Below are 26,202 nucleotides of genomic sequence, written 5' to 3'. Positions count from 1 at the left end.
TCAGGTCCCCGGATAATTGGCCTTCTTGAGCAGCCCCGCGAGATGCGCGGCGTTGCCCGCGACCATCTTCACCGTCTTTGCCACCATCTTGGGAACATCATCCAAGTCCTTGAAATCGGTCGATCCCATCGCCTCGCCGACCCAATAGGTCGCAGCGACCGCGGGGATCGTCCAGCCGGTATCGTTCAGGGCCTGAAAGAGGTCCGCGCTGATCGCATGCGCGCCGTCCTCGTTGCCGACGATCGCCGCGACCGCGACCTTGCCGTAGCTCGGCATCCGGCCCTGATCGTCGGTCTCGTCGAGAAAGGCGTCCATCCGCTCCAGCGCGCGCTTGGCGACGCTCGACATCTGCCCCATCCACACCGGCGTCCCCATGATGAGGATGTCGGCGTCGAGGATCTTCTCGCGGATTACGGGCCAGGCATCGTCCTCCCCTTCGTCCGACGTCACCCCGGGCTTCACGTCATGATCGACCAGCCGGATCGTCTCGACGAAATCCACGTCATGCTCGGCTAGCGCCTTGCGCAGCAGATCGATCATCCGGTCGGTCGAGGACGCCTCGTCGGACGAGGTTTTGAGTGAGCAATTGAGCGCGATGGCCTTCAGCGTCATGGCATATCCTTTGGAAAGCCAAAGGGATACGCGCCGCAACTCGGCCGGTTCCGGGCATATCTGCAGGAGGTGGTAGCGGAGGAGGGACTTGAACCCCCGACACGCGGATTATGATTCCGCTGCTCTAACCAGCTGAGCTACTCCGCCCCAACGGGCTTCGCGGCCGCGGCGCTGCGCGGGCGATGCGGCGCTATAGAAACGCCCGCGATTCCGGTCAACCGCTCTCGCACCCCCTATCCGCACCGTTGCGTGGCCAGCCCGGAACCGGCGGCGCGCGCCGTCGTTGCTCCTGCCAAAACGGCCCTCCCGGCCGCGGAGACATGACGATGGAATTGCTCACCCCGCTCGACACGATCTGCCGCCTCATCATCCGCGCCCGCGAGATGGAGGCGCAGGTTCCCGCGCAGGATGCGGACGAGGATCCCGACAATGTCGACGATTTCGACGACGAGGGCGGTGAAGCGCTCTCGGTGCTGGAGGATGAGGTGAATACCGGCGTCGAGGAGGAAATCCGCGCGCTGCTCGACGATCTCGCCGACGATCAGCTCGCCGAAGTGCTGGCGCTCGCCTGGGTCGGCCGCGGCACCTATGACACCAGCGAGTGGGACGATGCCACGCAGGAGGCCAGCGACAATGTCGAGCAGGGCAATGACGGCGCGATCGACGAGCTGATGGACATGCCGATGCTCGCCGGCCTGCTCGACGCCGGCCTCGCCGCCTTCGACCTCAGTTGCGAAGGCATCGGCCAGATCGACTAGCCGCGGAACGGGTAGCGGCGGATCGCCTCCCACGGTCCGCCGTCATACCGCCATGACGCCAGACCGGCGATCGCCAGCGGGCGGGGCATGAAATCCGCCGCAAGTCGCTGCTGCAGGCCGCGCGACTCCCGCGCCTCGACCTTGTTCTGAACGGTGACGTGCGGCCGCCACGGCGCCATGTCCTGCGGTACGAGCAGGCCGTGAAAGGCATCGGCGAGCTCCGCGCGCATCTCCGCCAGCGCGTCGCTCTCGATCGCAAATGCCGTCCCGTTGCCGAGGTTCATGATCCGCGCGATCCGTGCCGAGGGCGTCGGTCGGCGCGCTAGATCGGCCAAACGCCCGGCTAGTTCGCCTTCCACCGACGGCGGCAGGTGGTGGAAAAGCGTAAGGTGCGCCGGCACCTGGTTGCGCTCGGGCGGAAAATGCGCGCGGCGCAGGCCATCGAGCCAAGCGAAGTCCGCGTCGCCGAACAGCGCGGTGACAAGGATCGGCTTCAGATTTCCACCTGACTGCCGAGCTCGACCACGCGATTGGTCGGCAGCTTGAAGAATTCCATCGCGCTTTCGGCGTTGCGCATCATCCAGGCGAACAGCTTCTCGCGCCAGATCGCCATGCCCGGCCGCGACGAGGGCAGCAGCGTCTGCCGTGCGAGGAAGAAGCTGGTGTCCATCATCTTGAACGCGGTGCCGCACTCGTCCTTCAGGCTAGCGAGCGCGCCGGGGACGTTGATCTCCTCCATGAAGCCATAGTGGATCACCAGCCGGTAGAAACCGCCGTCGAGCCGCTTGATCTCGTGGCGGTAGGCCTCGGCGACGTGCGGCACGTCCTCCACCTTGATGGTCAGCAGGATCACCCGCTCGTGCAGCACCTTGTTGTGCTTCAGGTTGTGGAGCAGCGCATGCGGGATGCCGTCGGGGTTGGTGGTCATGAACACGGCCGTGCCCGGCACGCGGCTGGCGCTGTTCGCGGCGGACTTGATGAACACCGCGATCGGCATTGCGCTTTCGTTCATCCGGTCGATCATCAGCCGGCGTCCCTTCGACCAGGTGGTGAGGAAGGTGAAGATCACGATGCCGGCGGCCAGCGGGAACCAGCCGCCGTCGGGGATCTTGGTGAGGTTCGAGGTGAAATAGGCGACGTCGATGATGACATAGGTGGCGAGCGTGATGCCCGCCAGGATCGGGTTCCAGTTCCAGACGCGGAAGACCAGTACGCCCAGCATCAGCGTGGTAATGAACATCGTGCCCGTCACTGCGATGCCGTAGGCGGCGGCAAGGTTGCTCGACGAGCGGAAGCCGAGGACCAGGATTACGCAGGCGATCATCAGCGACCAGTTGACGAGCGGAATGTAGATCTCGCCCTGCGTCCGCGCGCTGGTATGGCGGATCGAGATGCGCGGCAGGAAGCCGAGCTGCACCGCCTGTCGGGTTACCGAGAAGGCACCGGTGATCATCGCCTGGCTCGCGATGATCGTCGCCAGCGTCGCGATGATGACGAGCCCCAGCCGCCATTCCTCCGGCGCCATGCGATAGAATGGGTTCTGCGCCGCGGAGGGATCGGTCAGCAGCAGCGCGCCCTGCCCGACATAGTTGAGCATCAGGCACGGCAGCGCCGCGAACAGCCACGCGAGCGCGATCGGCTTGCGGCCGAAATGGCCCATGTCGGCATAAAGCGCCTCGGCTCCCGTGATCGCCAGTACGACAGACCCCAGCGCCAAAAACGCCAGAAAGCCGTCGATGCGGAAGAAGTTGAACGCCCAGTAGGGATTGAGGAAGCTCAGCACTTCGGGCGCCTTGACGGCATTCACGACGCCGAGGCCCGCGAGAATCAGGAAATAGACGAGCATGATCGGGCCGAAGAAAGCCCCCATCCGCGCCGTCCCGCGCGACTGGATGGCGAATAGCCCGACGATGATGACGATCGCGATCGGAACCACCAACGGCTCGAGGCTGCTGTTGACGATGGTCAGCCCCTCGACCGCCGACAGCACGGAAATGGCCGGGGTCACCATCGAATCCCCGTAAAAGAGCGACGTCGCCAGCACGCCGAGCAGCACCAGTCCAACGGTCCGCTTGCCAGGACTGATCGATCGCGTGAGCAGCGCCAGCAGCGCCAGGCTCCCGCCCTCGCCCTTGTTGTCGGCGCGCATGACGATGGTGACATATTTCACCGTCACCACCAGCATCATCGAATAGAAGATGAGACTGAGCACGCCGAGAATATGCGCGGGATCGACCGCCAGCGGGTGATGGCCGACGAAGGTTTCGCGCAGCGCGTAGAGAGGGCTGGTACCGATATCGCCGAAGACGACGCCGAGCGCGCCCAGCGACAGCGTCGCTATGCCCTGCTGACGGCTGTCATGCGCACCCGCCGGTCCGGCGGGCGCATCTGGGGCGGCGGCGACGTCGTTCATCGTGGAAGAGGCTGTGAGGCCCTGCACCCCTGAAACGCCCGGACTCGCCGGGCGTCGGCGCCTCTAGCATAGCGGCCGGACGATCCGCAACGGCGACAAGCGGGCGAAGCCCGGCTATAGGCCGCGCGCATAATCGATCCTGGAGAGCGCGAAATGCGAATCGGTGTCCCGAAAGAGATCAAGAACCACGAATATCGAGTCGGCCTCACCCCGCCCTCGGTCGCCGAGCTGATCGCGGCCGGCCATCAGGTCATCGTCGAGACGCAGGCCGGCAGCGGCATCGATTTCGACGATCAGGATTATGTCGATGTCGGCGCGACGATCGCGCCCAACGCCGCCGAGACCTTCAAGGCGGCCGACATGATCGTGAAGGTGAAGGAGCCGCAGCCGCAGGAAATCGCGCTGCTCGAGCCGCGCCACCTGCTCTTCACCTACCTCCACCTCGCCCCCGATCCCGATCAGGCGAAGGGCCTGATGAAGTCGGGCGCGACCTGCATCGCCTATGAGACGGTGACCGCGCGCGACGGATCGCTGCCCCTCCTGAAGCCCATGAGCGAGGTCGCGGGCCGCATGTCGGTGCAGGTCGGCGCGCATTATCTCGAGAAGGAACAGGGCGGCCGCGGTGTGCTGCTCGGCGGCGTTCCCGGCGTCGCGCCTGCAAAGGTCGCGATTTTGGGCGGCGGCGTCTCCGGCGTCAACGCGGCGCAGATGGCGGTCGGCATGCGCGCCGACGTCACCATCTACGACATCTCCAACGCGCGGCTGGCCGAGCTCGACATGTTCTTCTCGAGCCAGATCAAGACCGCTTACGCCAGCAAGGCGGCGATCGCCGCTGCGGTGCAGAGCGCGCATCTCGTGATCGGCGCGGTCCTCGTGCCCGGCGCCGCCGCGCCGAAGCTCGTCACCCGCGACATGCTGAAAACCATGAAGCGCGGCAGCGTCCTCGTCGACATCGCAATCGACCAGGGCGGCTGCTTCGAGACGTCACACCCCACCACCCACGCCGATCCGGTGTTCGAGATCGACGGCGTGATCCATTATTGCGTGGCGAACATGCCCGGCGCGGTCGCACGCACCTCGGCCTTCGCGCTCAACAACGCAACCCTGCCCTTCGCGCTCAAGCTCGCGAACATGGGTGCGGAAGCGGCGATGAAGGCTGATCCGCACCTCGCGGCCGGGCTCAACGTCTTGGGCGGCAAGATCCGTCATCAGGCGGTCGCCGAAGCGCTCAACGAGGAGTTCGTGCCGCTCTGACGGCTTGAGACCAGTTGCAAGAAAAAGGCGGCTTGCGGGCCGCCTTTTTTGTGCGTCAGACCAGGCGGCTCTGCTTGACCGCGGCTTCGATGAAGCTCGCGAACAAAGGATGCGGGTCGAAGGGCTTGGACTTGAGTTCCGGGTGGAACTGGACCCCGATGAACCACGGATGGTCCGGCCGCTCGACGATCTCGGGGAGCTGGCCATCGGGGCTCATCCCGCTGAACACCAGCCCGGACTGCTCCAGCCGGTCCTTGTAATGCGTGTTGACCTCATAACGGTGGCGGTGGCGCTCGCTGATCGCCTCGGTGCCATAGACGCGCCGCACGACGCTGTTGCCGCCGAGTTTGGCGGGATAGGCGCCGAGCCGCATCGTCCCGCCGAGATCGCCCCCCGCTTCGCGCTTCTGGATACCCTCCTCGGTCATCCATTCGGTAATGAGGCCGACCACCGGCTCGGCGGTGTCGCCGAATTCCGTAGTGCTGGCGCCTTCCAATCCGCTGTGGCGCGCCGCCTCGACACAGGCCATCTGCATGCCGAGGCAGATGCCGAAGAACGGCACCCCCCGCTCGCGCGCGAAGGTCACCGACGCGATCTTGCCCTCGCTGCCGCGCTCGCCGAACCCGCCGGGGACGAGGATGCCATGCACCGGCTCCAGCATCGGCGCGACGTCGCCTGGCGTCCCATCCTCGTTGGCGGCGAACAGCTCTGCGTCCAGCCAGTTAATCCGCACCTTCACCCGGTTGGCGAGGCCGCCGTGGACCAAGGCTTCGGTCAGGCTCTTGTAGGCGTCCGGCAGCCCGACATATTTGCCGACCACGCCGATCGTCACTTCGCCCTCGAAATGCTCGATCCGGTCCTCGATATCGTCCCATCGGGAAAGATCGGGCGCCGGAGCATCGGTGATGCCGAAAGCGCGCAGCACCTCCGCGTCGAGCCCTTCGCGGTGATATTGGAGCGGTACCGAATAGATGCTCCTGGCATCCAGCGCCGGGATGACCGCTTCCTTCCGCACGTTGCAGAATTGCGCGATCTTGGCGCGCTCGCCCTCGGGCAATGGCCGGTCGACCCGGCAGAGCAGCACGTCGGGCTGGATGCCGAGCGCGGTCAGATCGCGCACGCTGTGCTGCGTCGGCTTGGTCTTCAGCTCGCCCGCGGCAGCGATATAGGGGATGAGCGTCGTGTGGATGCTCACCGTCTCGCTGCGGCCAAGATCGTTGCGGAGCTGACGCAGCGCCTCGATGAACGGCAGGCTCTCGATATCGCCCACCGTGCCGCCGATCTCGCAGATCACGAAATCGAGGTCCTCGGTATCGGCGCGGGCGAAGGCCTTGATCTCGTTGGTCACGTGCGGGATCACCTGCACCGTCGCGCCGAGATAGTCGCCGCGCCGCTCCTTGGTGATAATGTCGCGATAGATGCGGCCGCTGGTGATATTGTCCGCCTGCCGCGCCGCGACGCCGGTGAACCGCTCGTAATGGCCGAGATCGAGATCGGTTTCCGCCCCGTCGTCAGTCACATAGACTTCGCCATGCTGATAGGGGCTCATCGTCCCCGGATCGACGTTCAGATAGGGATCGAACTTGCGAATGCGCACGCGATAGCCGCGCGCCTGCAGCAGCGCGCCGAGCGATGCCGCCATGAGACCCTTGCCGAGCGAGGAGACCACGCCGCCGGTGATGAAAATGAACCGCGCCATGGGGGGACAGGCTTAAGGGCGGATGTCCGAAGCGCGCAACCCGCCGAATCGCGGCAAGCGCCTTTTTTGTTTCGGGCCTGCGGCTTTTACTGCGCCTGATCCTGCTCGGCCGGCTGGGCGAGCGGCACGTCGCCCGCGGCGGCCGGAGCGGCGGCGCCGGGGATCGCGGCCGGTGCGCCGGGCGCGGCCGGCTGCATCCCGCCGTTGGCCAGCGGCACGCTGCTGCCCGCCGGCTGCTGGCGGACCAGCGAATCGTCGAACTCGCTCGGCGCGGCGGTCACGGCCGCGAGGCCGGCGAGGATGATCGAGAGGACCACGAAGATCGTCGCGAGGATCGCGGTGGCACGGGTCAGGAAGTCGGCCGCGGCGCGTGCGGTGAGCAGGCCGGAGCTGGAACCGCCGACGCCGAGCCCGCCGCCTTCCGAGCGCTGCATAAGGATCACGGTGACGAGACCCGCCGCGACCAGCGTCTGGATGATGAGGAGGAACTTGAACATCTCGGGGCTTTCCATTCCGCCCGGCCGGTGCCGGATGAGAAAACAGGTTGGGCGCCGCCCGCATCGCGAACGGCGTATCGCGCGCCATCTAGTCTATCGGCAGCCCGGGTTCAATGCCGCCCGGCCGCCTCGATGATCGGCACGAATTGCGCTGCCGTCAGGCTCGCGCCGCCGACCAGCGCGCCATCGACGTCGCGCACCGCGAACAGCTCGGCCGCATTGTCGGCCTTGACCGACCCGCCGTAGAGGATGCGCAGCCGCGCGCCCTGATCGCCGAAGGTATCGACCAGATGCGCGCGGATCGCCGCGTGCATCTCGGCGACATCGTCCGGCGTCGCGACCTTGCCGGTGCCGATCGCCCAGATCGGCTCATAGGCGATCACCAGCTCCGCCTCCGCCTCCGGATCGGGGAGCGATCCGGCGAGCTGGGCGGTGACCACCGCCACCGCCCGCCCGGCCTCGCGCTCAGCTTCGCTCTCTCCGACGCAGACGATGGTCTGGAGCCCCTCGGATAGCGCCGCTGCCGCCTTGGCGCGCACCGCCGCGTCGCTCTCCTGCTGCTCGGCGCGGCGCTCGGAATGGCCGATGATGACCAGCCGCGCGCCCGCCTCCTTCAGCATCGCTGCCGAAATGCAGCCGGTATGCGCGCCGCTGTCGGCCGCATGGCAATCCTGCCCGCCGATCGGCAACCCGCCCCCGCGTGTCACCGCCGGCGCGATGAGGGTGAAGGGCGGGCAGATCGCGACATCCACCCCCGCCGCCTCGCGCGCCGCTTCCGCGATCGCCGGCAGTTCGCCGAGCTGGGCAATGCTGCCGTTCATCTTCCAATTGCCGACCACCAGCTTGCGATGCACCGCGACGATCCTTCCCGGAGAATAGAGCGATCGCGCCTAGCAGCAGCGGGTGGCCGCGCCAACCTTGCCGCGCCCGTCCGCCGCTTCTATGACGGCGCCTCCTTCTTCGATCGATCAGGTAGCCGATGCTTTCCATCTTCCGCCGTGGTGCCATCTCCAAGATCATGCTGCTGGTTCTGGCGATCGGCATCTTCGCGATCGTCATCACCGGTTTCGGCACTCCGGGCTCGATGGGCGGGCCGATCGTCGGCGGCAACGCCCTCGTCACCGTGGACAAGGAAAGCGTCACCCAGGCGCAGCTCTCCGATCAGGTAAACCGCCAGCTCCAGCGCGCCCGCGAGCAGCAGCCCGAACTGGATGTCGCGACCTTCCTGCAGGGCGGCGCGTTCGAGGAAATCCTCCGCCAGATGACCGGCCAGGCGGCGATGACCGCCTTCGCCAAGGATCAGCATTTCGCCGTCAGCAAGCGGCAGGTGGATGCGGAGATCATGGGCATCCAGGCCTTCCGCAACCTCGCCGGCAATTTCGACGAGCAGGCGTTCCGCCAGGCGCTGGCGCGCGAACGCGTGACCGAGGATCAGCTCCGCAGCGAACTCGCCCAGAACCTTATCCAGCAGCAGATCCTTTCGCCGGTCACTGCCGCGGTGCGCGTGCCGCAGGGCGTGGCCGAGCAATATGCCTCGCTGCTGCTCGAGCAGCGCACCGGCACGATCGGCATCGTCCCCGCCGCCGCGATGGGCCAGGGCAAGGAGCCGACCGAGGCCGAGATCGCCGCTTTCTACAAGGAAAACGGTACCCGCTATCAGATCCCCGAGCGCCGCGTGCTGCGCTACGCGACGTTCAGCCGCGATCAGATCGCTGCCGCCGCCGCGCCGTCCGATCAGGAAATCGCCGCCTTCTACAATTCCAACGCCGCAACCTACGGCGCCAAGGAAACGCGCACGCTAAGCCAGGTCGTGCTGCCTGATCAGGCCGCCGCGCGCGCTTTCGCTGCTCGGGTCACCGGCGGCGCGAGCTTCGCCGATGCCGCCAAGCAGGCCGGGTTCAGCGCGGCGGACACCGCCGTCGGCGCGCAGAACAAGGCGCAGTTCACCGAGCTGACCTCCGCCGCGATCGCCAATGCCGCCTTCGCCGCCGCGCAGGGCGCGATCACCCAGCCCGCGCAGTCGCCGCTCGGTTGGCACGTCGTCCATGTCGATGCGATCAACCGCGAGGCTGCGCGGCCGCTCGCCGCGGTGCGCGAGGAGATCCGCACCCAGCTCGGCCGGCAGAAGACCGAGGAAGCACTGATCGACAAGGTCAACGGCATCGAAGACGCGATCGCCAACGGCGCCAGCCTCGAGGAAGTCGCCAAGACGCAGAATCTGACGCTGCAGGAGACGCCGCCGATCACCGCGACCGGCGGCCGCCCGGATGCGCCCGACTGGCGCGCCCCGGCCGAGATCGCAGCGCTGCTCGAGCCCGGCTTCCAGCTCGAGGAGAATGAGGATCCGGTCGTCCAGGCGATCGGTGCCAATGCCGCGGGCGGCTATGCCGTCGTCGGCCTGACGCGGATCATTCCGGCTGCGCCCCCGCCCCTCGCCTCGATCCGCGACCGGGTGAAGGCCGATCTCGCCGCCAACCGCGCCGCCGAGCGCGCCCGCGCGGTCGCCACCGCGATCGCCGCCAAGATCAACGCCGGCACGCCCGCCGCCCGCGCCTTTGCGGAATCGGGTGAGCGGCTGCCGCAGGCGCAGACGGTCAACGCCCGCCGCGTCGATATCGCGCAGCCCAACACGCCGGTGCCGCCGCCGCTCGGCATGATGTTCTCGCTGCCGCAGGGCCGCGCGCGCATCCTCGCCGCGCCCAACAACGAAGGCTGGTTTGTCGTCCATCTCGAAAAGGCCGTTCCCGGCAATTTCCGCGAGGCGCCGCAACTCGTCCAGGCCACCCGCGCCCAGTTCCGCGGCATCCTTGGCGAGGAATATGCCCAGCAATTCGTCCGCGCGGTCGAAGCGGGCCGCAAGATCAAGCGCAACGAAGACGCGATCCGCCGCGCCAAGACCGAAATTCAGGGCGGCACCGTCGCCCAATAAATCCGGTGAAGCTAGACTTTATCGTTTGAAATCCCCTATCAATTTGTCCGTTGGCGCGGTCGACGCTGGCGAACAGGGGGTCTGGCTTGCGTTCATTACTTTGCACCGTCGCGGTCGTCGCCGCGGCTGTCACGGCCGCGCCGGCGGTTGCAGCGGAACAGTTCAGCATCGCGCCGCCGCCCGCCTGGGTGAAGCCGGTGGCGGTCCCTGATCCCGATCCGAAGCTGGCTGACCGTACTGCTCAGTCGCTGCTCGTGAGCAGCCAGCAGCGTTTCGTGGATGGCCAATCTTCCATCTATGTCGAAGTGGCGACACGGCTTCAGAATGCTCAAGCGCTGAATGCGGGTGGCACCATCGCCATCCCTTGGGATCCCGAACGGCTCTCGCTCGCCATTCACAAGGTCCAGATTCTGCGCGCCGGCAAAGTCATAGATGTCCTCGCCAGCGGACAGGAATTCACGGTCTTGCGCCGGGAGAGCAACCTTGAGCGCGCCATGCTCGACGGTACGCTCACCGCCGTCCTGCAACCGGAGGGGTTGGCAGTCGGGGATACGATCCTGACAGCCTTTTCCTTCACCAGAAAGCCAGGAAGCATCCACTTCCGGCCTCTGGCGATGATCGCCTTCCCATACGATACGCCAATTCGGCAGATGAGCCAGTCGGTGCAGTGGGACGATGCCGCCGGCCTGCGTTGGAAGAGCACGCTGCCTGGAACGCAGCCGCGCGAAACCGCTTCGAACGGGGTGAAATCGGTACGCATCGAATATGCCGATCTCGAAATCCCGTCTCCGCCGACCGACCTGCCGGCACGCCTGCGTATCGCGCCGTTGCTGGAATTCACCGGCTACGGCGATTGGGGGGAAATCGGACGTCTTTACGCTCCTGTTTATGCCGAGACATCCCGCCTAGAGGACGCCTCGCCGGTCAAGGCGCAAGCCGCTGCGATCGCGGCACGGCACCCCCATGCGAAGAACCGTGCGATGGCGGCGCTGCGCCTCGTGCAGGACGAAATCCGTTACGTCGCACTGGGGATGAACGAGGGCGGGATTCTGCCTGCCAGCGCGGATCGCACCTGGTCGCGGAAATTCGGCGATTGCAAAGGCAAGACGGTCTTGCTGATCGCGCTGTTGAAGGAGCTTGGTGTCGAGGCGAAACCATTGCTGGTCAGCGATACATGGAACACAGCGCTTGGCGATCGCCTGCCGAACGACAATCTGTTCGATCACGTCATCGTCGAAGCGACGATCGACGGGGAAACCTATTGGATGGACGGGACCAGGCTCGGCGATCGCGATCTCGACGCGCTGCGCTCATCGCCGTTCGGCTACGGCGTTCTCGTCAGCACGGACAGTACGGGGCTGAAACCGCTGCCGCTACTGCCCGCCGCCCGCCCGCTCACCGAAACCGACATCACCTACGATGCGTCGAAAGGGTTTCTCGATTCGGTGCCGGTAAAGGGCACGGTGCGATACCGCGGTGATCTCGCGATCAATGCGCGGATGGCGGTCGCCCAGGTCGGCCGCGATGCCTTCCTGAAAACGCTCCGCGACCAGGCCGCCGCGATTGAGTCGGACGACATAAAGACGAGCGATTTTACCAGCGACGAAGCGTCCGGGGATGTCGTCTTTACGTTCACCGGCACGGCCCGCATGGCGTGGCCGGATGCGCCCGGCGGCGTCGGCCAGCGGTTTCGCTTCGATGACGACGTGATCCGCTGGACGCAGACGTTCGACCGGCCCGCGACCAGTCCGCATGCGAAGGCGCCGTTCGCGCTCAACTTTCCTTTTCATATCGCGTGGACAGAGACGGTGATCCTGCCGCGTAATGGCAAGGGGTTCTCGATCGAAGGGACCGGGTTCGAGAAGACGATAGCAGGCGCCAAGATCGCCCGCAGCCTGAGCCTGGCCGACGGCAAGGCAGTCGCCCGCTCATCCTTCCAGTTTCTGCAGCCCGAAGTATCGTATGACGTGGCGGTCGCGGCGAAGGGCGATCTCCAGAAGGTCAACGCAGACCGCGCCTACATCCGGACACCAGCGGGCTACGAACCGACCGATGAGGAGGTTTCGGCGTTTCTGGAACGCGAACCCACGGACGCGGCCGGCTGGCAAGAGCGCGGCTTCCGCCACATGCGCCGCGACGAGCATGAAAAGGCCGCGGCCGATTTCGCCAAGGCTGCCGAGCTCGACGGGAACTGGTCGGTTCCGCACGCCAATCGCGGGCTGGCGCTCGTCTATCTCGACCGCTTCGAAGAGGCCGAGAAGGCGCTCGCCCGCGCCCGCGAGATCGAACCCGGCTTCTTCGTGATCGATCAGGCCTATGGCACGATGTATTTCCGCAAGCTCGAAGTCGAGAAAGCGGCGCAGGCATTCACCGCCTCGCTCAAATACGAGCCCGACAATCACTACAACCGCCAGTATCGCGCGATCGCTTATGCGGCACTCGGACGCTACGACGAAGCGCTCGGCGACATCGACCATATTCTGAAGCAGGATCCGGCGCGGACCGATATCTGGATCGACAAAGCGCGGGTATTGGCGAAGCAGGGCCGGCAGGATCCGGCTCTGGAAGCCCTGACCGCCGGGCTCGCGGTCAACGCCGACAATCTCTCCCTGCTCCAGGTCCGGGCGACGATGCTCACGCGGTTCGGGCGCGCCGACGAGGCGAAGCGCGCCTACGATCGGCTGATGCAGGCGGTCGAACGCCAGGCGGCGGCATCGGACGATCCGGCGGGTTTCGACGCCTATCGCGCCAACCGCCTCGCGGATCGCGGCGACACCGCGGGCGCAGTCGCGATCTGGGACCGGATGGTGGCGAAGACGCCGCGCAACCCGACAATGCTCAACAATCGGTGCTGGACTCGCACCACCGCAGGAACCGAGCTTGAGAAAGCCCTGGCCGACTGCGACGCTGCCCTGGCAATCGAGCCCGCGCACGTCTCCGCACGCGACAGCCGCGGCCTCACTTACCTCAAGCTCGGCCGCTTTCCGGAAGCTATCGCGGACTTCGACTTCGCGCTCGGCAAGCAGCCCGCGATGGCGGAATCGCTCTACGGCCGCGGCGTCGCCAAGCTGCGCAGCGGCGACAAGGCCGGCGGCGAGCAAGACATCGCCCGCGCCCGCCTCGCATTGTTCGATATCGACGCCGAATATGCGGGCTACGGCATCACGCCGTAGCCTACGCGCTCAGGCGGCGTCTTCTTCGGCTTTCTTGGCGAAGACACGGACCGGCTCCTTGCTGCCCGCAACCACGTCCTTGTCGATCAGTACCTCGTCGACGCCGTCCATGCTCGGCAGGTCGAACATCGTGTCGAGCAGGATATTCTCCATGATCGAGCGGAGGCCGCGCGCGCCGGTCTTGCGCTCGATCGCCTTGCGCGCGATCGCGCCCAGCGCGTCGTCGGTGAAGGTGAGCTTCACGTCTTCCATGTCGAACAGCTTGGAATATTGCTTCACCAGCGCGTTCTTCGGCTCCTGCAGGATCTGCACGAGCGCCTCGACGTCGAGATCCTCCAAGGTCGCGATCACCGGCAGGCGGCCGACGAACTCGGGGATGAGGCCGAACTTCAGCAGATCGTCCGGCTCGCCCTGGCGCAGCACCTCGCCGGTGCGGCGCTCCTCGGGCGCGGCGACATAGGCGCCGAAGCCGATCGACTTGCCCTGCAGACGGTCCGCGATGATCTTCTCGAGCCCCGCGAAGGCGCCGCCGCAGATGAACAATATGTTGGTCGTATCGACCTGCAGGAATTCCTGCTGCGGATGCTTGCGCCCGCCCTGCGGCGGAACGCTTGCGGTGGTGCCCTCCATCAGCTTCAAGAGCGCCTGCTGGACGCCCTCGCCCGACACGTCGCGGGTGATCGAAGGATTGTCCGACTTGCGGCTGATCTTGTCGATCTCGTCGATGTAGACGATGCCGCGCTGCGCCCGCTCGACGTTATAGTCGCTCGCCTGGAGCAGCTTCAGGATGATGTTCTCGACATCCTCGCCGACATAGCCCGCCTCGGTGAGCGTCGTGGCGTCGGCCATCGTGAACGGCACGTCGAGCAGCCGCGCCAGCGTCTGCGCCAGCAGCGTCTTGCCGCAGCCGGTGGGGCCGACAAGCAGGATGTTCGACTTGGAAAGCTCGACCTCGCCGGTCTTCCCGCCGTGCGCGAGGCGCTTGTAATGGTTGTGCACCGCGACCGAGAGGACGCGCTTGGCGCGATCCTGCCCGATGACATAATCGTCGAGATGCTTGCAGATCTCCGCGGGCGTCGGCACGCCGTCGCGCGTCTTCACCAGCGCGGACTTGGTCTCCTCGCGGATGATGTCGTTGCAGAGCTCCACGCACTCGTCGCAGATGAACACGGTCGGCCCGGCGATGAGCTTGCGCACCTCGTGCTGCGACTTGCCGCAGAAGGAGCAGTAAAGCGTGCTCTTGGAATCGCCGCCGGAAAGCTTGGTCATACAGTCTCTTGGGGGCCATGCCCCCGCTCCTTGAGGTTGGGACGTATCCTGACCGGAAATCTACACCGGCACAATGGCCCAAACGTTAACCGGGCGGCCACGCGCCGCCCTCACCCGCCGATGTGGCCCCGCCGCCACCGCCGCGCAAGGGGGCATCGGGAGGGACAAAAGCATACCGTAGAACCCGCGAATGTTCCCAATGTTCGCACTGACAAGGGTGTTTCGGGAATTCTACACCCGCGTTTGGGACCCGCGGCCGCCGATCCGCAGGATGCGAGGATGGCAGGGGAAATCCTACTTTGGAAGGCTTTGCGGTTCGGTTTCGATCGGAAGTTCGATCTCTTTCATGATCTGATCGGTCGCCAGCAGGATTTTGACGATCTTCTGGTAGTGGCCGATGTCGTCCCAGCTTAAAGCCCGTCCGCGGCGGTCCTTGAGCCATTTCTGGGCGGGCTGGTAGCCGCCGATGTGGAACGTCCAGGCAACGGGCGGCACGTCGGCGAAATACTGGTCCTTGTTGATATGGACCTTGCCGTCCTCAAACTTCGGATAGCCGCTCGCCACCACGTCGTCGCCTTCGCCGTGATAGGGATAGAGCGTCTCGCCGATCACGGCGGGCTCCATCAGGTGCAGGCGGCGGAGGAACTCGCCCTTCTCGCTGACGTGGCGGAAAACCTCGGGGCTCGGCGGATAGGGGATACGCGGGAAGTCGATCTTGAGGAATTCGGCGAAGGTCTCTCGATAGGCGGGCGCGTGCAGCACGCCGTAGATGTAATCGAACACCTTGACCTCGCTCGGCCGCGCCTCGCCGGTCGCGGCGCGGAAGTCGTGGTCGGGCCCGGCCTGGTCGGCGGGGTGGATTCCGGCGGCCTTGCAGATGGTAGCGTAGAGCTTGGGGTCGAGGTTGAGGGTGCGGTGTTGGGAAGCGAAGGCGTCGGACTGCTCGGTTGCTTCGTCAGGATAGAGGTAAAGCGGGAAATTGTAGGTGATATCGTAAGCGCTGAAAGCCTTATGTGCGGCGATTGATTCGACCACCAAAGCACCGACCTCGTCCTTTGTCTGACGCGTCAGCATCAGATTTAGATTGGGTCGGCGAACTAGGTGTCGCATAACGTCTGCGCGCCATCGCCAAAGCAACCTATTGTCGAAATAGGTCCACCGGGCATCCAGCGGGCGATACGCCATCGGAACCACAAGACTGTCGTCAACTGTGATAGAATCCTTATTACTCAGAACCCATTTCGCGTAGTTTTTCCCCAAGTCGAACTTCGACTTGAGGTCTGCCTCGCTGCATCCTGACGTGAGTAGGTAATCGAGGTTGTTGCGAAGATCGCTCGCACTATCCGCAACAATGAAACCGTCACCCATCGTGACGATTCCTGTTACATTTGTACGCAAGAGATCGCGTACGGCGAAACCCGCCTCGTATGCTGCGGATGCTGCATTCCGAACGATGAAGTCAAAGTGCTTTGGCTCGGTCGGAAGCGGCGTCGAAGTGAGTGCTTCAAGCGACCCTTCCCACAAGGCACTATATTTTGCTTCGCGAGAGCCCCAGAGCTCGCCGTGACGGACGATACCTAAAGATTCCTGTTTAGCAGGGTTTCGAACTGCAACTATCAGCGCCACGCCCTGCCGGATATCGAAGACGTTCTTGTCCGTTAGACCGTCGGGCGGCGTTTCCTGCTTATTCGCATTGCCATGGAGGTCCAGCACCCAAACCTTGTCGAAGGTCTTGAGCAGATGCCACCGCATTCCCCGAAAGGTGGGGTTGTCGAGATAGCCGTGGTTGGTGATGAAGCCGAGCACACCGCCTGACGGATTGTTAGCGATGAGGTGCTCGCCCATCCGGATGAACTTGACGTAATCGTCCTGGAGCCAGTGCTTCCGTTCGCCGAAGTGTTCCCCGTCGACGTATTTGTAATCCTCAATGAGTCCCGTAATCCAATCGCCCATGTTCTGCGAGACGCCCGAATATGGCGGGTTCCCGATCACACACATGATCGGCGTCTGGCGCTTCACCTCGCTCGCTCCGCGCGCTTCCTCGGCGAGCGGCTGGAAGAACAGGTCGCGGACTTCGCGCTCAGCGGGCTCAAGAGCGTTGGTCAGCCAGACCGACAAGCGCGGCGGGTTGGCGCTCGGTTTGTAGCCGGTCTGGCCGAGCATCATGTCGAGCTTCATGTGGCACATGGCGTAGCTCGCCATCAGCAGCTCGAAGCCGTGCAGGCGCGGCAGCAGGTCCTCTTCGACGTAGCTCGACCACTTGCCCGGGGCGCGGGCCTTCACCCGGTCGGAAATGAGCTGCACCGCCTTGGCGAGGAAGGTGCCGGTGCCGGTCGCCGGATCGAGGATCTGGACCTTGTGGACTTCCTTCTTGATCGTGCGCGGCTTGCCGGTCTTCGGGTCGTCCTGGCCGGTGTCCCAATCCACGGTGACCTTGCTGGTGTCGGCGAGGCCGTCTGGCAGCCCGAACTCGGTCTTGAGCACGTCGTCCACCGCGCGGACGATGAAATCGACCACCGGCTCGGGCGTGTACCAGACGCCGCGGCTCTTGCGCTTCTTCGGGTTGTAGGCGGCGAGGAAGTCCTCGTAGAAATGCACGAAGGGATCGTTGCGCGCGGTGAACTTGCCGAAATCGCGGAACAGCGAGTGCGGATCGCTGGCGCGCATGACTTCCACCAGATCGTCGACGATATAGATCAGACGCTTCGGAAGACCTGGCCCGGCGATATATTCGAATAGCCCTTTCAGGAACGGATTCGAAGCCGGCAACGTCTCCATCGCCTCCTGCCGGCTGAACGTCGCCGGCGTCAGATCGTGGAACCGCGCTGCGAACATGCCGTAGGTGATCGTCTCGGCATAGATGTCAGCGAATTCGCCGGGTTCGAGCGCCGGGAGGAGATTTGCCTTGAAGCTCTTGAACTGACCGCCGAGGCCGGAGCGAAATTGCGGATCGTCGGCAAGCGCAATGGCAATCTCGTCCTTGATGATCGCCGCTTTGGCCGCCATCATCTCTGCCAGTTTGGCGGCGGAGCGAATGCTGATCGGCTTCTGCTCGGCGAACAGTTTGAGCTGACGTTCCAGTTCCTCGAATCTGTCGGGCAGCGGCTGGAGCCCGCCTAGCTGCCCCATGAAATCGGCGATCGAGACGAAGTGAACGCTCGTGCCTTCGCGGATGAATTCGAAATCGACGCCGTTGGTGTAGATCAGGTTGGGATAGGCTTTCTCGTACCGCTTGCGCTGATCGATCGAATAGCCTTTGAGCCTGATGACGTCCTTGTCGATGTCCTTGGCTTCAGCCCAGCCCAACGGCACCCCAGCCCGCTCGAACAGGAAGTCGGGCATGCCCGCCTCGGACTTCTTCGGCTCGTTGATGACGGCAAGCGCCGGATCGATACTCTGAAACAGGCCGAAGAGCGCGGGACGATAACTATGCTCGGTCGCATGCCCGCTTTCATATTGAGCGCGAACCTGATCGAGATAATTGGCGATATTCAAAGCAGTCTCCCCCGCACACATTGGCGGGAGAAAGTGATGCTGGGAAGGTAGAAATCTGGACCCCGGATCAAGTCCGGGGTGACGGATGGGGCGTGGCGCATCGGACGGCGTGCCGCCCTCCCCGCCCAAAACAAAGGCCGCGGCAGTTTCCCGCCGCGGCCTTCGTCTCAAACCGATCTCAGGCCGCGTCGGCCTGGTGGGTCGGGTCGGCTTCGCCCACCGCCGGGCGCTTGTCGAAGACTTCGTCGACCAGGCCGAATTCCTTGGCCTCGCCGGCGGAGAAGAATTTGTCGCGTTCGACGTTCTTCTCGATCTCCTCGATGGTGCGGCCGGTGTAGCCCGCCATCAGCTCGTTCATCCGCTGGCGGATGCGCAGGATCTCCTTGGCCTGGATCTCGATGTCGGACGCCATGCCCTGCGCGCCGCCCGAGGGCTGGTGGATCATAATCCGCGCGTTGGTGAGCGCGACGCGCATCCCCGGCTCGCCGGCCGAGAGGAGGAAGGCGCCCATCGACGCCGCCTGGCCGATGCACACCGTGCCGACGCGCGGGCGGATATACTGCATGGTATCGTGGATCGCCATGCCGGCCGTCACCACGCCGCCCGGCGAGTTGATGTACATGAAGATATCCTTCTTCGGATTCTCCGATTCCAGATAGAGAAGCTGGGCGGTGACAAGCGTCGCCATATGGTCCTCGACCCCGCCGGTTATGAAGACGATCCGCTCGCGCAGCAGCCGCGAATAGATGTCGAAGCTGCGCTCGCCGCGGTTCGATTGTTCGATGACGATGGGTACGAGTGCGTTGACGATGTCGGCGTGGTCCATGGCGTCCTGCTCTGATTGGAGAAATGGCAACATCGGCGCTCCCGCGCGCCGGTTCAAGCCCCGCTTTGCATGCGGCTCGGCGACGGTTGCGGGGCGGCCTGGGGCGCGGGATGCGCGAGATAGGCGAGCCGCCGCACCTCACGCCGGCCGCGCACCACCGTGTCGAGGATCAGCCCGCACATGAAGCTCATCGCGGCAAGGATCATCAGCCCGGTGGCGAGGATCGCGGTTGGGAGCCGCGGCACGAGGCCGGTGTCGGCATAGGTGATGCCAAGCGGGATCGCGAGGAGGATGGCGATGAGCGCCAGCAGCAGCCCGAAGCTGCCGTAGAACAGCACCGGCCGCTCGATCCGGAAGAGGTGGCCGATGGTGCGCAGGATCCGCCAGCCGTCGCGATAGGTGGAGAGTTTGGACTCGGATCCCTCGGGCCGCGCGCCATAGGCCGTCGTCACCTCGGCGACGGGCATGGCGAGCTCCAGCGCGTGGACGCTGATCTCGGTCTCGATCTCGAACCCGCTGGACAGCGCCGGAAAGGATTTGACGAAGCGGCGCGAGAAGACGCGATAGCCCGAGAGGATGTCGGTGAAGCTGCGGCCGAAGATCGCGGCGAGCATGCCGGTCAGCATGCGGTTGCCGAGCCGGTGGCCGCGGCGATAGGCGGCTTCCACTTCCGATTTGCGCGCGCCGACCACCATGTCGAGCTGCTCCTCCGCCAGCCGCGCGACGAGGCCGGGCGCGGCGGCGGCATCATAGGTCGCATCGCCATCGGCGAGGACGTAGATGTCCGCCTCGACATCGGCGAACATGCGGCGGACGACATGGCCCTTGCCCTGCATCCGCTCGGTGCGGACGATGGCGCCCGCCGCCGCTGCGGCTTCTGCTGTGCCGTCGGAACTGTTGTTGTCGTAGACGAATATCGCCGCGTCCGGCAGCGCGGCGCGGAAGCCGGCGATCGTCTGGCCAATCGCCGCCGCCTCGTTATAGCAGGGCAGCAGAACCGCGATGCGCAGAGAAGAATTCAAGCGTCGCCCCCAGAAAACCCTCTCCCTCGACGGGAGAGGGATACGAAGACTTGGCGGCACAGCCGCCTAGTCGCAGTTGGGAGAGGGTGACAGCGGTCGAGATAGTTCTCTGATGCCGTCACCCTCTCACAGCTTCGCCTAGGTTCGCCAAGCGGCTCACCAAGGCTGCGCAACCCTCTGCCGTCTTAGGGAGAGGGAGCTTTACTTCTTGGCCGCAGGCTTCTTGGCAGGCGCCTTCTTGGCAGCAGGCTTCGCGGCTTCGGCCTTGGCGTCCGCCTTCTTGGCGGCAGGCTTCTCAGCCTTGGCCGCCTTCGCCGGAGCGGCCTCGTCGGCCTTCTTCGCGGATGCCTTCTTGGCTGGGGCAGCGTCCGCCTTCGCATCCTTCTTGGCCGCGGCCTTCTTGGCGGGCGCCTTCTTCGGGCCATGGTCGTGGCCGCAATCGGGGCCGTGGACGTGGCCGTCCTCGGCTTCGATCTCATGCTCAAGCGCGGCGCGATCCACCGTGCGATCGCTGATCTCAGCCTTCGAGAAGAGGAAATCGACGACCTTGTCCTCGAACAAAGGCGCGCGGAGCTGCGCCGCGGCCATCGGATCCTGGCGGACATAGTCGGCGAAACGCTCGCGGTCGGCCGGGCGATATTGCTGCGCGGCCTGCGCGATGAGGCGGTTCATCTCCTGCGCGCTGACCTCGACATTGTTGGACTGGCCGATCTCGGAGAGCAGCAGGCCCAGGCGCACGCGGCGCTCGGCGATCGCGCGATAATCGTCGCGCTCGGCTTCCATCTCCTTCAGCGCCGCCGCGGGGTCTTCCTCGTGGCTCGCCTCGTGCTCGAGCTGGCGCCAGATCTGCTCGAACTCGGCATCGACCATCGACGGCGGAACGTCGAACCTGTGATCGGCGGCGAGCTGATCCAGCAGCTTGCGCTTCATGTGGGTGCGGGTGAGGCCATTGAGCTCCTGCTCGACCTGGCCCTTGAGGAGGCCACGGAGCTGATCCAGATCCTGGAGGCCCATCGACTGGGCGAACTCGTCGTCCGCCTTCGCCTCGCGTGCGGTCTGCACCTCGTTGACGGTGACGTCGAAGGTCGCGGGCTTACCCTTGAGATAGGCGACGTTGTAGTCGTCGGGGAAGCTGACCTTGACGACCTTCTGGTCGTTGGCCTTCACGCCGACGAGCTGATCCTCGAAGCCGGGGATGAGGCGGCCCGAGCCGATCTCGATCGCCATGCCCTCGCCCTTGCCGCCTTCGAACGGCTCGCCATCGACCTTGCCCTCGAAGTCCATGACAACGACGTCGCCGACGGCCGCCTTGTGCTTGGCGGGCGCCGGATCGAAGCGCTTCTGGCCGGCGACGAGCTTCTCCAGCGCCTCGTCCACCGCCGCATCATCGGCCTCGACGGTCAGCCGCTCGAGCTTGAGCCCGTCGATCTTGGCGGCAGGGATCTCCGGGAGCGTCTCGAGCTCGACCTTGATCACCTTCGCATCGCCCTTGCCCTCTTCGAGCTGGACGGTGGGCTGCATCGCGGGACGCAGCTTGTTGTCGGCGATGATCTTCTGGACGCCTTCCTGGACGGCGCTGTCGAGCGCCTGCTGTTCCAGCGCGGGCCCATGCATCTTGCGGACGAGGTTGGGCGGCACCTTGCCGGGGCGGAAGCCGGGAAGCTGGACGCGCGGCGAAACCGTCTTCAGCTCGGCATCGATGCGGGCATCGATATCCTTGGGCTCGATGGTGATCGTGTAGGCGCGCTTCAGGCCCTCGTTCAACGTCTCGACAGTCTGCATGTTCGGCTCGAACCTTCGCTAACGGAAAATCTGGATGGCGCCTTGGTGACGGCGGGATCGCGGCGACTGGTGCGGGCGAAGGGACTCGAACCCCCACATCTTTCGATACCAGAACCTAAATCTGGCGCGTCTACCAGTTCCGCCACGCCCGCCGGGCCGCCGGTCGGCGGCGTCTATAGCAGCCTCAAGCCCAAGGGCAAGGCGGAGATGGCGGGAGACGGATTGCGGCTCACTGAACGCCGCGCCAGTTCGTTACGCCGCCACGGCCTCCGGCCGTTCCGTCAGATATTCGCGCATGGCGTTGGCGGGCATGGGTTTGGCGATGTGGTAGCCCTGGCCGGTGTCGCAGCCCATCGCGGCGAGGGCCTGGAGGCAGGCTTCGTCCTCGATCCCCTCGGCGACCACCTTCATGCCGAGCTCGTGCGCGAGCGCGATCGTCGAGCGGACCATGATCGCGTTGCGCTGGTCGGTCGCGACGGTCTGGACGAAGCTGCGATCGATCTTGAGCTCGCGCGCGGGGAGCTTCTGGAGATAGCCCAAGGACGACTGGCCGGTGCCGTAATCGTCGATCGAGATGGCGATGCCGAGCGAGCGCCAGCTCTCCAGCGCCGCGATCGCGCGCTCCGGGCTCGCCATCGCCGCCGATTCGGTGACTTCGATGGTGATCCGGTCGGTCGGGATCGGGCTGGTCACCAGCGCCTGACGGACGACCTCGATGAATTCGTGATCGGCGAGCAAGGTCGCCGAGACGTTAACCGCGACCGAAAGACGATGTCCCGCCTCTTCCCAGCCGCGCGCGTCTTCCAGCGCCTGGCCGAGGACGTGGATGGTGAGATCGCGCGCGCGGCCCGCGCTTTCGACCAGGGGGATGAAGCTGTCCGGCGCGATCGGCCCGCGCACCGGGTGCAGCCAGCGGACCAGCGCCTCGGCGCCGATCACCCGCCCGCTCGCGAGATCGAGCTTGGGCTGATAGGCGTTCCAGAGCTGCCCCGTCGCCATCGCGGCATCGAGCTCGCCGAGCAGCGAGAGGTGCCAGTTGGTCTCGTCGCTGTCCGCCGGGTTGTAGCGTTCCCAGCGCACCCCGCGCTGCGCGGCATGCTGCGCGGCGAGCACCGCATGGGCGACGCGCTGCTTGGCGCCCGCGCCGACGGTGGCAAGGCCGAAAGTCAGCGACACGTCCACCAGCCGCCCGCAATCGATCGGCGCGCGCATGACGGTCGCCAGCGCCTCGCTCCGGTCTTCGAAGCTGTGCTCGTCGCCCGGCTGCTCGGTCCAGGCGAGCGTGGCGTCGTCGGTGCGATAGATGGTGCAGCCCGAATGGCCGAAGCGGAGCCGATCGGCGACACGGTTGACGAGGATTGCGGTTGCCTCGGCGCCCAGCCCCGCGGCGATGGCGGCGAAGCGGTCGATCCGCGCCACCACCACGTTGCGATCGCCGTTCGGATGATCGACGCCGAGCGCGGCGAGATTGGGCAGGCCCGTCGCTTCGTCGGTCAGCACCCGGCGCTGATGGCCTTCGAGCGCGATGAGCAGCAGCCCGAGCAGCGATGCGGCGCCGAGCGCGGCGAGCGCGGGGGCGATCGGCATCGACACCGCCCAGACGGCTTCGGTGACGAGCGGCAGCGCGAGGATGATGGCGGTGCCGAGCCCGAGGCCGGTGATGCGGATGGCGCGCCGCCCGCTTTTCAGCGCCAGCGCGACGAGCGCGAGCGCGAGCAGCAGCGGCGCGAGCGGGCCGATGCGCATCGGCACCGGCCCCTGCATCAGCGTCTCCGCGCCCATCGCCTGGATGACGACGCCCGGAATGACGCCGTGGCGCGGCACCGCATAGCGATCGCCCATCTCGACCGCGGTCGCGCCGATCACGATCCGCTTGCCGGCAATGCTCTCCTCGGGAACGCGGCCTTCGATCAGGTCGATGACGCTGTGCCGCGGGATGCTGTCCGGCTCGATCGCATAATCGACCTCGAAGAAGCGGCCGACTTCCGCCGCGCGTTCGGCGACCATGCTGGCGAGCGACGGCCGCGGCACGCCCGCGGTGGGCACGCCCAGCGGCATACTGCGCACCTGGCCGTCGCGATCGGGCACGACATTGACCGCAGCGAGGAAGGCGTGATCGCCGAATTGCGGCGCCGGCAGGCTCTCGACGAAATCGGTGCTGCCCGCCCCCGCATATTGCCGGAAAGTCGGAAGCACGACGCTGCCGTCGGCGCGCTCGAGCGCCGCGGCGAATTTCGCGTCTTCGGCCGGCGTGGAAGTCGCGGAAAAATCGACATCGAAGGCGATCGACCGGGCTTTCGCCGCGCGCAGCCGATCGACGACCTCGGCATGGACCGAGCGCGGCCACGGCCATCGCGCGATCGCCTGGATGCTGCGCGCGTCGATCTCGACGATGTGCACGTCGCCGCTCGCGGCGTGCGAGCGGATCTCGGACCGGCCAAGCTGGAGCAACCGATCGACGGCGCCGCCCGCATCGGCCGCGAGCGTCAGCCCGCCGGCGACAAGCGCACCCCCGATGAGGATGCGCTTGCGCCAGCCGAGCAGCGCCGGGCCGATATGCGTGAGGTCGAGCGGCACCCGCGCCTCAGTTGCGGCCGAGCAGGCCGCCGAGCACGGGCTTCAGCACCGGCTTGACAATATCGAGCAGGCCTCCGGGCGGCGGCGGCACGACCTCGGGCAGCGGCGGGATCAGCTCTGGCGCAGGCGGCACTACATCAGGCGTGACCGGCGGCGGAGTTACCGGCGGCGCAACAGGTGGCGTGGTGACCGGCGGCACCTCGACCGGCGGCGTCGGGACGGGAGGCACCGGCTCGCCCTTGCCAGGACCGTCTCCCTTGTCGGGACCATCGCCCTTGCCGGGCTTGTCATCCTTGCCGGGCTTGTCATCCTTACCAGGCTTGTCGTCCTCACCAGGCTTATCGTCCTTACCAGGCTTGTCGTCCTTACCAGGCTTGTCGTCCTTACCAGGCTTATCGTCCTTACCAGGCTTGTCGTCCTTACCAGGCTTGTCGTCCTTACCAGGCTTGTCGTCCTTGCCAGGCTTGTCGTCCTTGCCAGGCTTGTCGTCCTTGCCAGGCTTGTCGTCCTTGCCAGGCTTGTCGTCTTTGCCGGGCTTATCGTCCTTGCCAGGCTTGTCGTCCTTGCCAGGCTTGTCGTCCTTGCCGGGCTTGTCGTCCTTGCCGGGCTTATCATCCTTGCCGGGCTTGTCGTCCTTGCCAGGTTTATCGTCCTTGCCAGGCTGATCGCCCTTACCAGGATTATCGCCCTTGCCCGGCTGATCGCCCTTCCCTGGCGCTTCGCCCTTGCCCGGCGTCTCGACAACGGGCGGTTCGGTCGGCGTCGGTACGGGGGTCGGAGCAGGCGTCGGTGTCGGTGTCGGAGCCGGCGTCGGCGTCGGCACGGGCGCAGGCGTCGGCGTCGGCGTCGGCGCGGGCGTCGGCGTCGGAGCAGGCGCCGGTGTCGGAGAAGGCGTCGGTGTCGGAGCAGGCGCCGGTGTGGGCGTCGGTGTCGGAGAAGGCGTCGGTGTGGGCGTCGGCTCAGCAGGGACGGGTGCTGCAGGCGCGGCGCTGCGCGTCTGCGCGATGATGTCCGCGGAGGCGAGCTGGATCGCCGCCTGCCCTTCCACCAATCCGCCCGTCGCCTCGGCCAGCGACATCGGGTTTTCCGCGACCGGCGCGACGATCGCGGCCGGCGTGGTGACCGGGCCGCTATAGCTGGGCGCAGCGACGGCCGGCTGCGCAGCCGCCCCTTCGGTCGCCGCCGGTGCGGCGGCCGGCGCCTTGGGCGATCGGATCTCGCGCTGGTTCGCGCCGTCGATGGTGAGCTTGTAGAGATCGCTGGCGCCGACCATCGCGATCGCACCCGGCGTCACCAGATCGGACGCGCCGCCGTCGAGCGTCTCGACCTGAACCGCCCCCTCGGTCACCTGCACCGACGCACCTTCCGCGCCGACGCTGACCGTGAAGGTCGTGCCCTTGACCACGGCGGCAAGATACGGCGTCTGAACGCCGAAGTGCGGCGTGCTCTTCTTCTGGATCTTGAAGAGCGCGGTTCCGAAATCCTCGATCATCTGGACGATCGAATTGGTCGCCGACGTTTCGGGGACGCGAAGCTGGCTGTTCGGCGACACGACGACGAACTCTTCGCCGCGCACCAGTACGGCGCGGGCGCGCGCTCCCGTCGCGATCACCGCACCCGAGCTGAGCAGAGCACCGCGCACCGCGGCGCGGGACTGGCCGCCCTGCGTCAGGCGGACATCGCCGCTCACTTCGCTCACCGCCCAGTCGGGCGTCGCGGCAAACGCCGGGGCGCCGCCAAGCGCCATCATCATCGGCACCGCAAAGATCATCGCCTTACGCATCACAGCCTCCAGGTCCGCGCCAGACGGGCGCTCGGAATGGATTTTCCTGTGGCGGCGAATAGACCCCTGTGATTTCCGGGGTGCTAAGGGGCAGGGTTAACGGCGCGCCAATC

The 26,202-nt window shown here is 65.9% G+C and carries 17 protein-coding genes and 2 tRNA genes; 4 read left to right on the top strand and 15 right to left on the bottom strand.

The window, feature by feature from the left end; all coding sequences use genetic code 11:
- Positions 1-612, bottom strand: a complete 612-nt coding sequence (locus B9N75_RS11490) for a flavodoxin family protein (protein WP_085218918.1) — start codon at positions 610-612, stop codon at positions 1-3.
- Between the two features lie 70 nt (positions 613-682).
- Positions 683-759 (bottom strand) — tRNA-Met (locus B9N75_RS11485).
- Positions 760-932: 173 nt separating this feature from the next.
- Here B9N75_RS11485 and B9N75_RS11480 point away from each other — a divergent pair.
- The gene (locus tag B9N75_RS11480) at positions 933-1,370 is read left to right on the top strand and encodes a DUF3775 domain-containing protein (protein ID WP_342039331.1); all 438 of its coding nucleotides are present in this window, start codon (positions 933-935) and stop codon (positions 1,368-1,370) included.
- Here the strand turns inward: B9N75_RS11480 and B9N75_RS11475 are convergent.
- Positions 1,367-1,867: a 2'-5' RNA ligase family protein gene (locus tag B9N75_RS11475; protein WP_085219616.1), complete on the bottom strand. Its 501-nt coding sequence runs from the start codon at positions 1,865-1,867 to the stop codon at positions 1,367-1,369. The two genes, B9N75_RS11480 and B9N75_RS11475, sit on opposite strands and share 4 nt — an antisense overlap.
- The gene (locus B9N75_RS11470; protein ID WP_085218917.1) at positions 1,864-3,783 is read right to left on the bottom strand and encodes a potassium transporter Kup; all 1,920 of its coding nucleotides are present in this window, start codon (positions 3,781-3,783) and stop codon (positions 1,864-1,866) included. The genes B9N75_RS11475 and B9N75_RS11470 overlap by 4 nt, the downstream gene beginning before the upstream one ends.
- Positions 3,784-3,936: 153 nt before the next feature.
- Here B9N75_RS11470 and ald point away from each other — a divergent pair, with 153 nt between their 5' ends.
- Entirely contained in the window at positions 3,937-5,037 is a 1,101-nt protein-coding gene (gene ald, locus B9N75_RS11465; RefSeq protein WP_085218916.1) for an alanine dehydrogenase, read from the top strand.
- A gap of 55 nt (positions 5,038-5,092) precedes the next feature.
- On the opposite strand, the gene B9N75_RS11460 is transcribed toward ald, so the two are convergent.
- The 3 genes from B9N75_RS11460 to tpiA all read right to left on the bottom strand — a co-directional run bounded on the left by B9N75_RS11460 (position 5,093) and on the right by tpiA (position 8,087).
- Complete coding sequence (locus B9N75_RS11460) at positions 5,093-6,736, bottom strand: CTP synthase (RefSeq protein WP_085218915.1); 1,644 nt, start codon at positions 6,734-6,736, stop codon at positions 5,093-5,095.
- A gap of 86 nt (positions 6,737-6,822) precedes the next feature.
- Positions 6,823-7,233: a preprotein translocase subunit SecG gene (gene secG / locus B9N75_RS11455; RefSeq protein WP_085219614.1), complete on the bottom strand. Its 411-nt coding sequence runs from the start codon at positions 7,231-7,233 to the stop codon at positions 6,823-6,825.
- A gap of 110 nt (positions 7,234-7,343) precedes the next feature.
- Complete coding sequence (tpiA, locus tag B9N75_RS11450) at positions 7,344-8,087, bottom strand: triose-phosphate isomerase (RefSeq protein WP_085218914.1); 744 nt, start codon at positions 8,085-8,087, stop codon at positions 7,344-7,346.
- A gap of 125 nt (positions 8,088-8,212) precedes the next feature.
- Here tpiA and B9N75_RS11445 point away from each other — a divergent pair, with 125 nt between their 5' ends.
- Together B9N75_RS11445 and B9N75_RS11440 are read left to right on the top strand one after the other, a co-directional pair.
- Entirely contained in the window at positions 8,213-10,162 is a 1,950-nt protein-coding gene (locus tag B9N75_RS11445; RefSeq protein WP_085218913.1) for a peptidylprolyl isomerase, read from the top strand.
- 188 nt (positions 10,163-10,350) lie between these two features.
- Complete coding sequence (locus tag B9N75_RS11440) at positions 10,351-13,335, top strand: DUF3857 domain-containing protein (protein ID WP_342039347.1); 2,985 nt, start codon at positions 10,351-10,353, stop codon at positions 13,333-13,335.
- 9 nt (positions 13,336-13,344) lie between these two features.
- Here the strand turns inward: B9N75_RS11440 and clpX are convergent, their stop codons facing one another.
- From clpX to B9N75_RS14255, 8 genes are all read right to left on the bottom strand, one after another.
- On the bottom strand, positions 13,345-14,604 hold the full coding sequence (gene clpX / locus B9N75_RS11435; protein ID WP_085218911.1) for an ATP-dependent Clp protease ATP-binding subunit ClpX: 1,260 nt from the start codon (positions 14,602-14,604) through the stop codon (positions 13,345-13,347).
- 294 nt (positions 14,605-14,898) lie between these two features.
- Positions 14,899-18,228 (bottom strand): type ISP restriction/modification enzyme, encoded by a 3,330-nt coding sequence (locus B9N75_RS11430; RefSeq protein WP_197685115.1) that lies wholly within the window; start codon positions 18,226-18,228, stop codon positions 14,899-14,901.
- A gap of 49 nt (positions 18,229-18,277) precedes the next feature.
- Positions 18,278-18,925 (bottom strand): ATP-dependent Clp endopeptidase proteolytic subunit ClpP, encoded by a 648-nt coding sequence (gene clpP, locus B9N75_RS11425; protein ID WP_157123812.1) that lies wholly within the window; start codon positions 18,923-18,925, stop codon positions 18,278-18,280.
- Between the two features lie 53 nt (positions 18,926-18,978).
- Positions 18,979-19,947 carry a glycosyltransferase family 2 protein gene (locus B9N75_RS11420; RefSeq protein ID WP_244552338.1) on the bottom strand — a complete coding sequence of 323 codons (969 nt, stop codon included), beginning with the start codon at positions 19,945-19,947 and terminating at the stop codon, positions 18,979-18,981.
- A gap of 201 nt (positions 19,948-20,148) precedes the next feature.
- Positions 20,149-21,729: a trigger factor gene (gene tig / locus B9N75_RS11415; protein ID WP_085218908.1), complete on the bottom strand. Its 1,581-nt coding sequence runs from the start codon at positions 21,727-21,729 to the stop codon at positions 20,149-20,151.
- A gap of 67 nt (positions 21,730-21,796) precedes the next feature.
- A tRNA-Leu gene (locus B9N75_RS11410) sits at positions 21,797-21,881 on the bottom strand.
- Positions 21,882-21,981: 100 nt separating this feature from the next.
- Positions 21,982-24,306, bottom strand: coding sequence for a putative bifunctional diguanylate cyclase/phosphodiesterase (locus tag B9N75_RS11405; RefSeq protein ID WP_085218907.1), 2,325 nt, complete (start codon positions 24,304-24,306; stop codon positions 21,982-21,984).
- A 7-nt stretch (positions 24,307-24,313) separates the two neighbouring features.
- Positions 24,314-26,089 (bottom strand): FecR domain-containing protein, encoded by a 1,776-nt coding sequence (locus B9N75_RS14255; RefSeq protein ID WP_197685114.1) that lies wholly within the window; start codon positions 26,087-26,089, stop codon positions 24,314-24,316.
- Positions 26,090-26,202 lie beyond the last annotated feature (113 nt).

The organism is Allosphingosinicella indica (assembly GCF_900177405.1).
Taxonomy (GTDB): Bacteria; Pseudomonadota; Alphaproteobacteria; order Sphingomonadales; family Sphingomonadaceae; genus Allosphingosinicella; species Allosphingosinicella indica.
The sequence above is the reverse complement of the archived record's forward strand: the minus strand, read 5'-3'. Positions and strand labels throughout refer to the sequence as shown.

What these genes read in the sequence shown, in the direction of transcription:
- B9N75_RS11470 (WP_085218917.1), bottom strand. Translation starts at nt 3,783, where the DNA reads ATGAACGACGTCGCCGCCGCCCCAGATGCGCCCGCCGGACCGGCGGGT.
- B9N75_RS11445 (WP_085218913.1), top strand. Translation starts at nt 8,213, where the DNA reads ATGCTTTCCATCTTCCGCCGTGGTGCCATCTCCAAGATCATGCTGCTG.
- B9N75_RS11460 (WP_085218915.1), bottom strand. Translation starts at nt 6,736, where the DNA reads ATGGCGCGGTTCATTTTCATCACCGGCGGCGTGGTCTCCTCGCTCGGC.
- B9N75_RS11490 (WP_085218918.1), bottom strand. Translation starts at nt 612, where the DNA reads ATGACGCTGAAGGCCATCGCGCTCAATTGCTCACTCAAAACCTCGTCC.
- clpP (WP_157123812.1), bottom strand. Translation starts at nt 18,925, where the DNA reads ATGGACCACGCCGACATCGTCAACGCACTCGTACCCATCGTCATCGAA.
- secG (WP_085219614.1), bottom strand. Translation starts at nt 7,233, where the DNA reads ATGTTCAAGTTCCTCCTCATCATCCAGACGCTGGTCGCGGCGGGTCTC.
- clpX (WP_085218911.1), bottom strand. Translation starts at nt 14,604, where the DNA reads ATGACCAAGCTTTCCGGCGGCGATTCCAAGAGCACGCTTTACTGCTCC.
- B9N75_RS11480 (WP_342039331.1), top strand. Translation starts at nt 933, where the DNA reads ATGACGATGGAATTGCTCACCCCGCTCGACACGATCTGCCGCCTCATC.
- ald (WP_085218916.1), top strand. Translation starts at nt 3,937, where the DNA reads ATGCGAATCGGTGTCCCGAAAGAGATCAAGAACCACGAATATCGAGTC.
- B9N75_RS14255 (WP_197685114.1), bottom strand. Translation starts at nt 26,089, where the DNA reads ATGCGTAAGGCGATGATCTTTGCGGTGCCGATGATGATGGCGCTTGGC.
- tig (WP_085218908.1), bottom strand. Translation starts at nt 21,729, where the DNA reads ATGCAGACTGTCGAGACGTTGAACGAGGGCCTGAAGCGCGCCTACACG.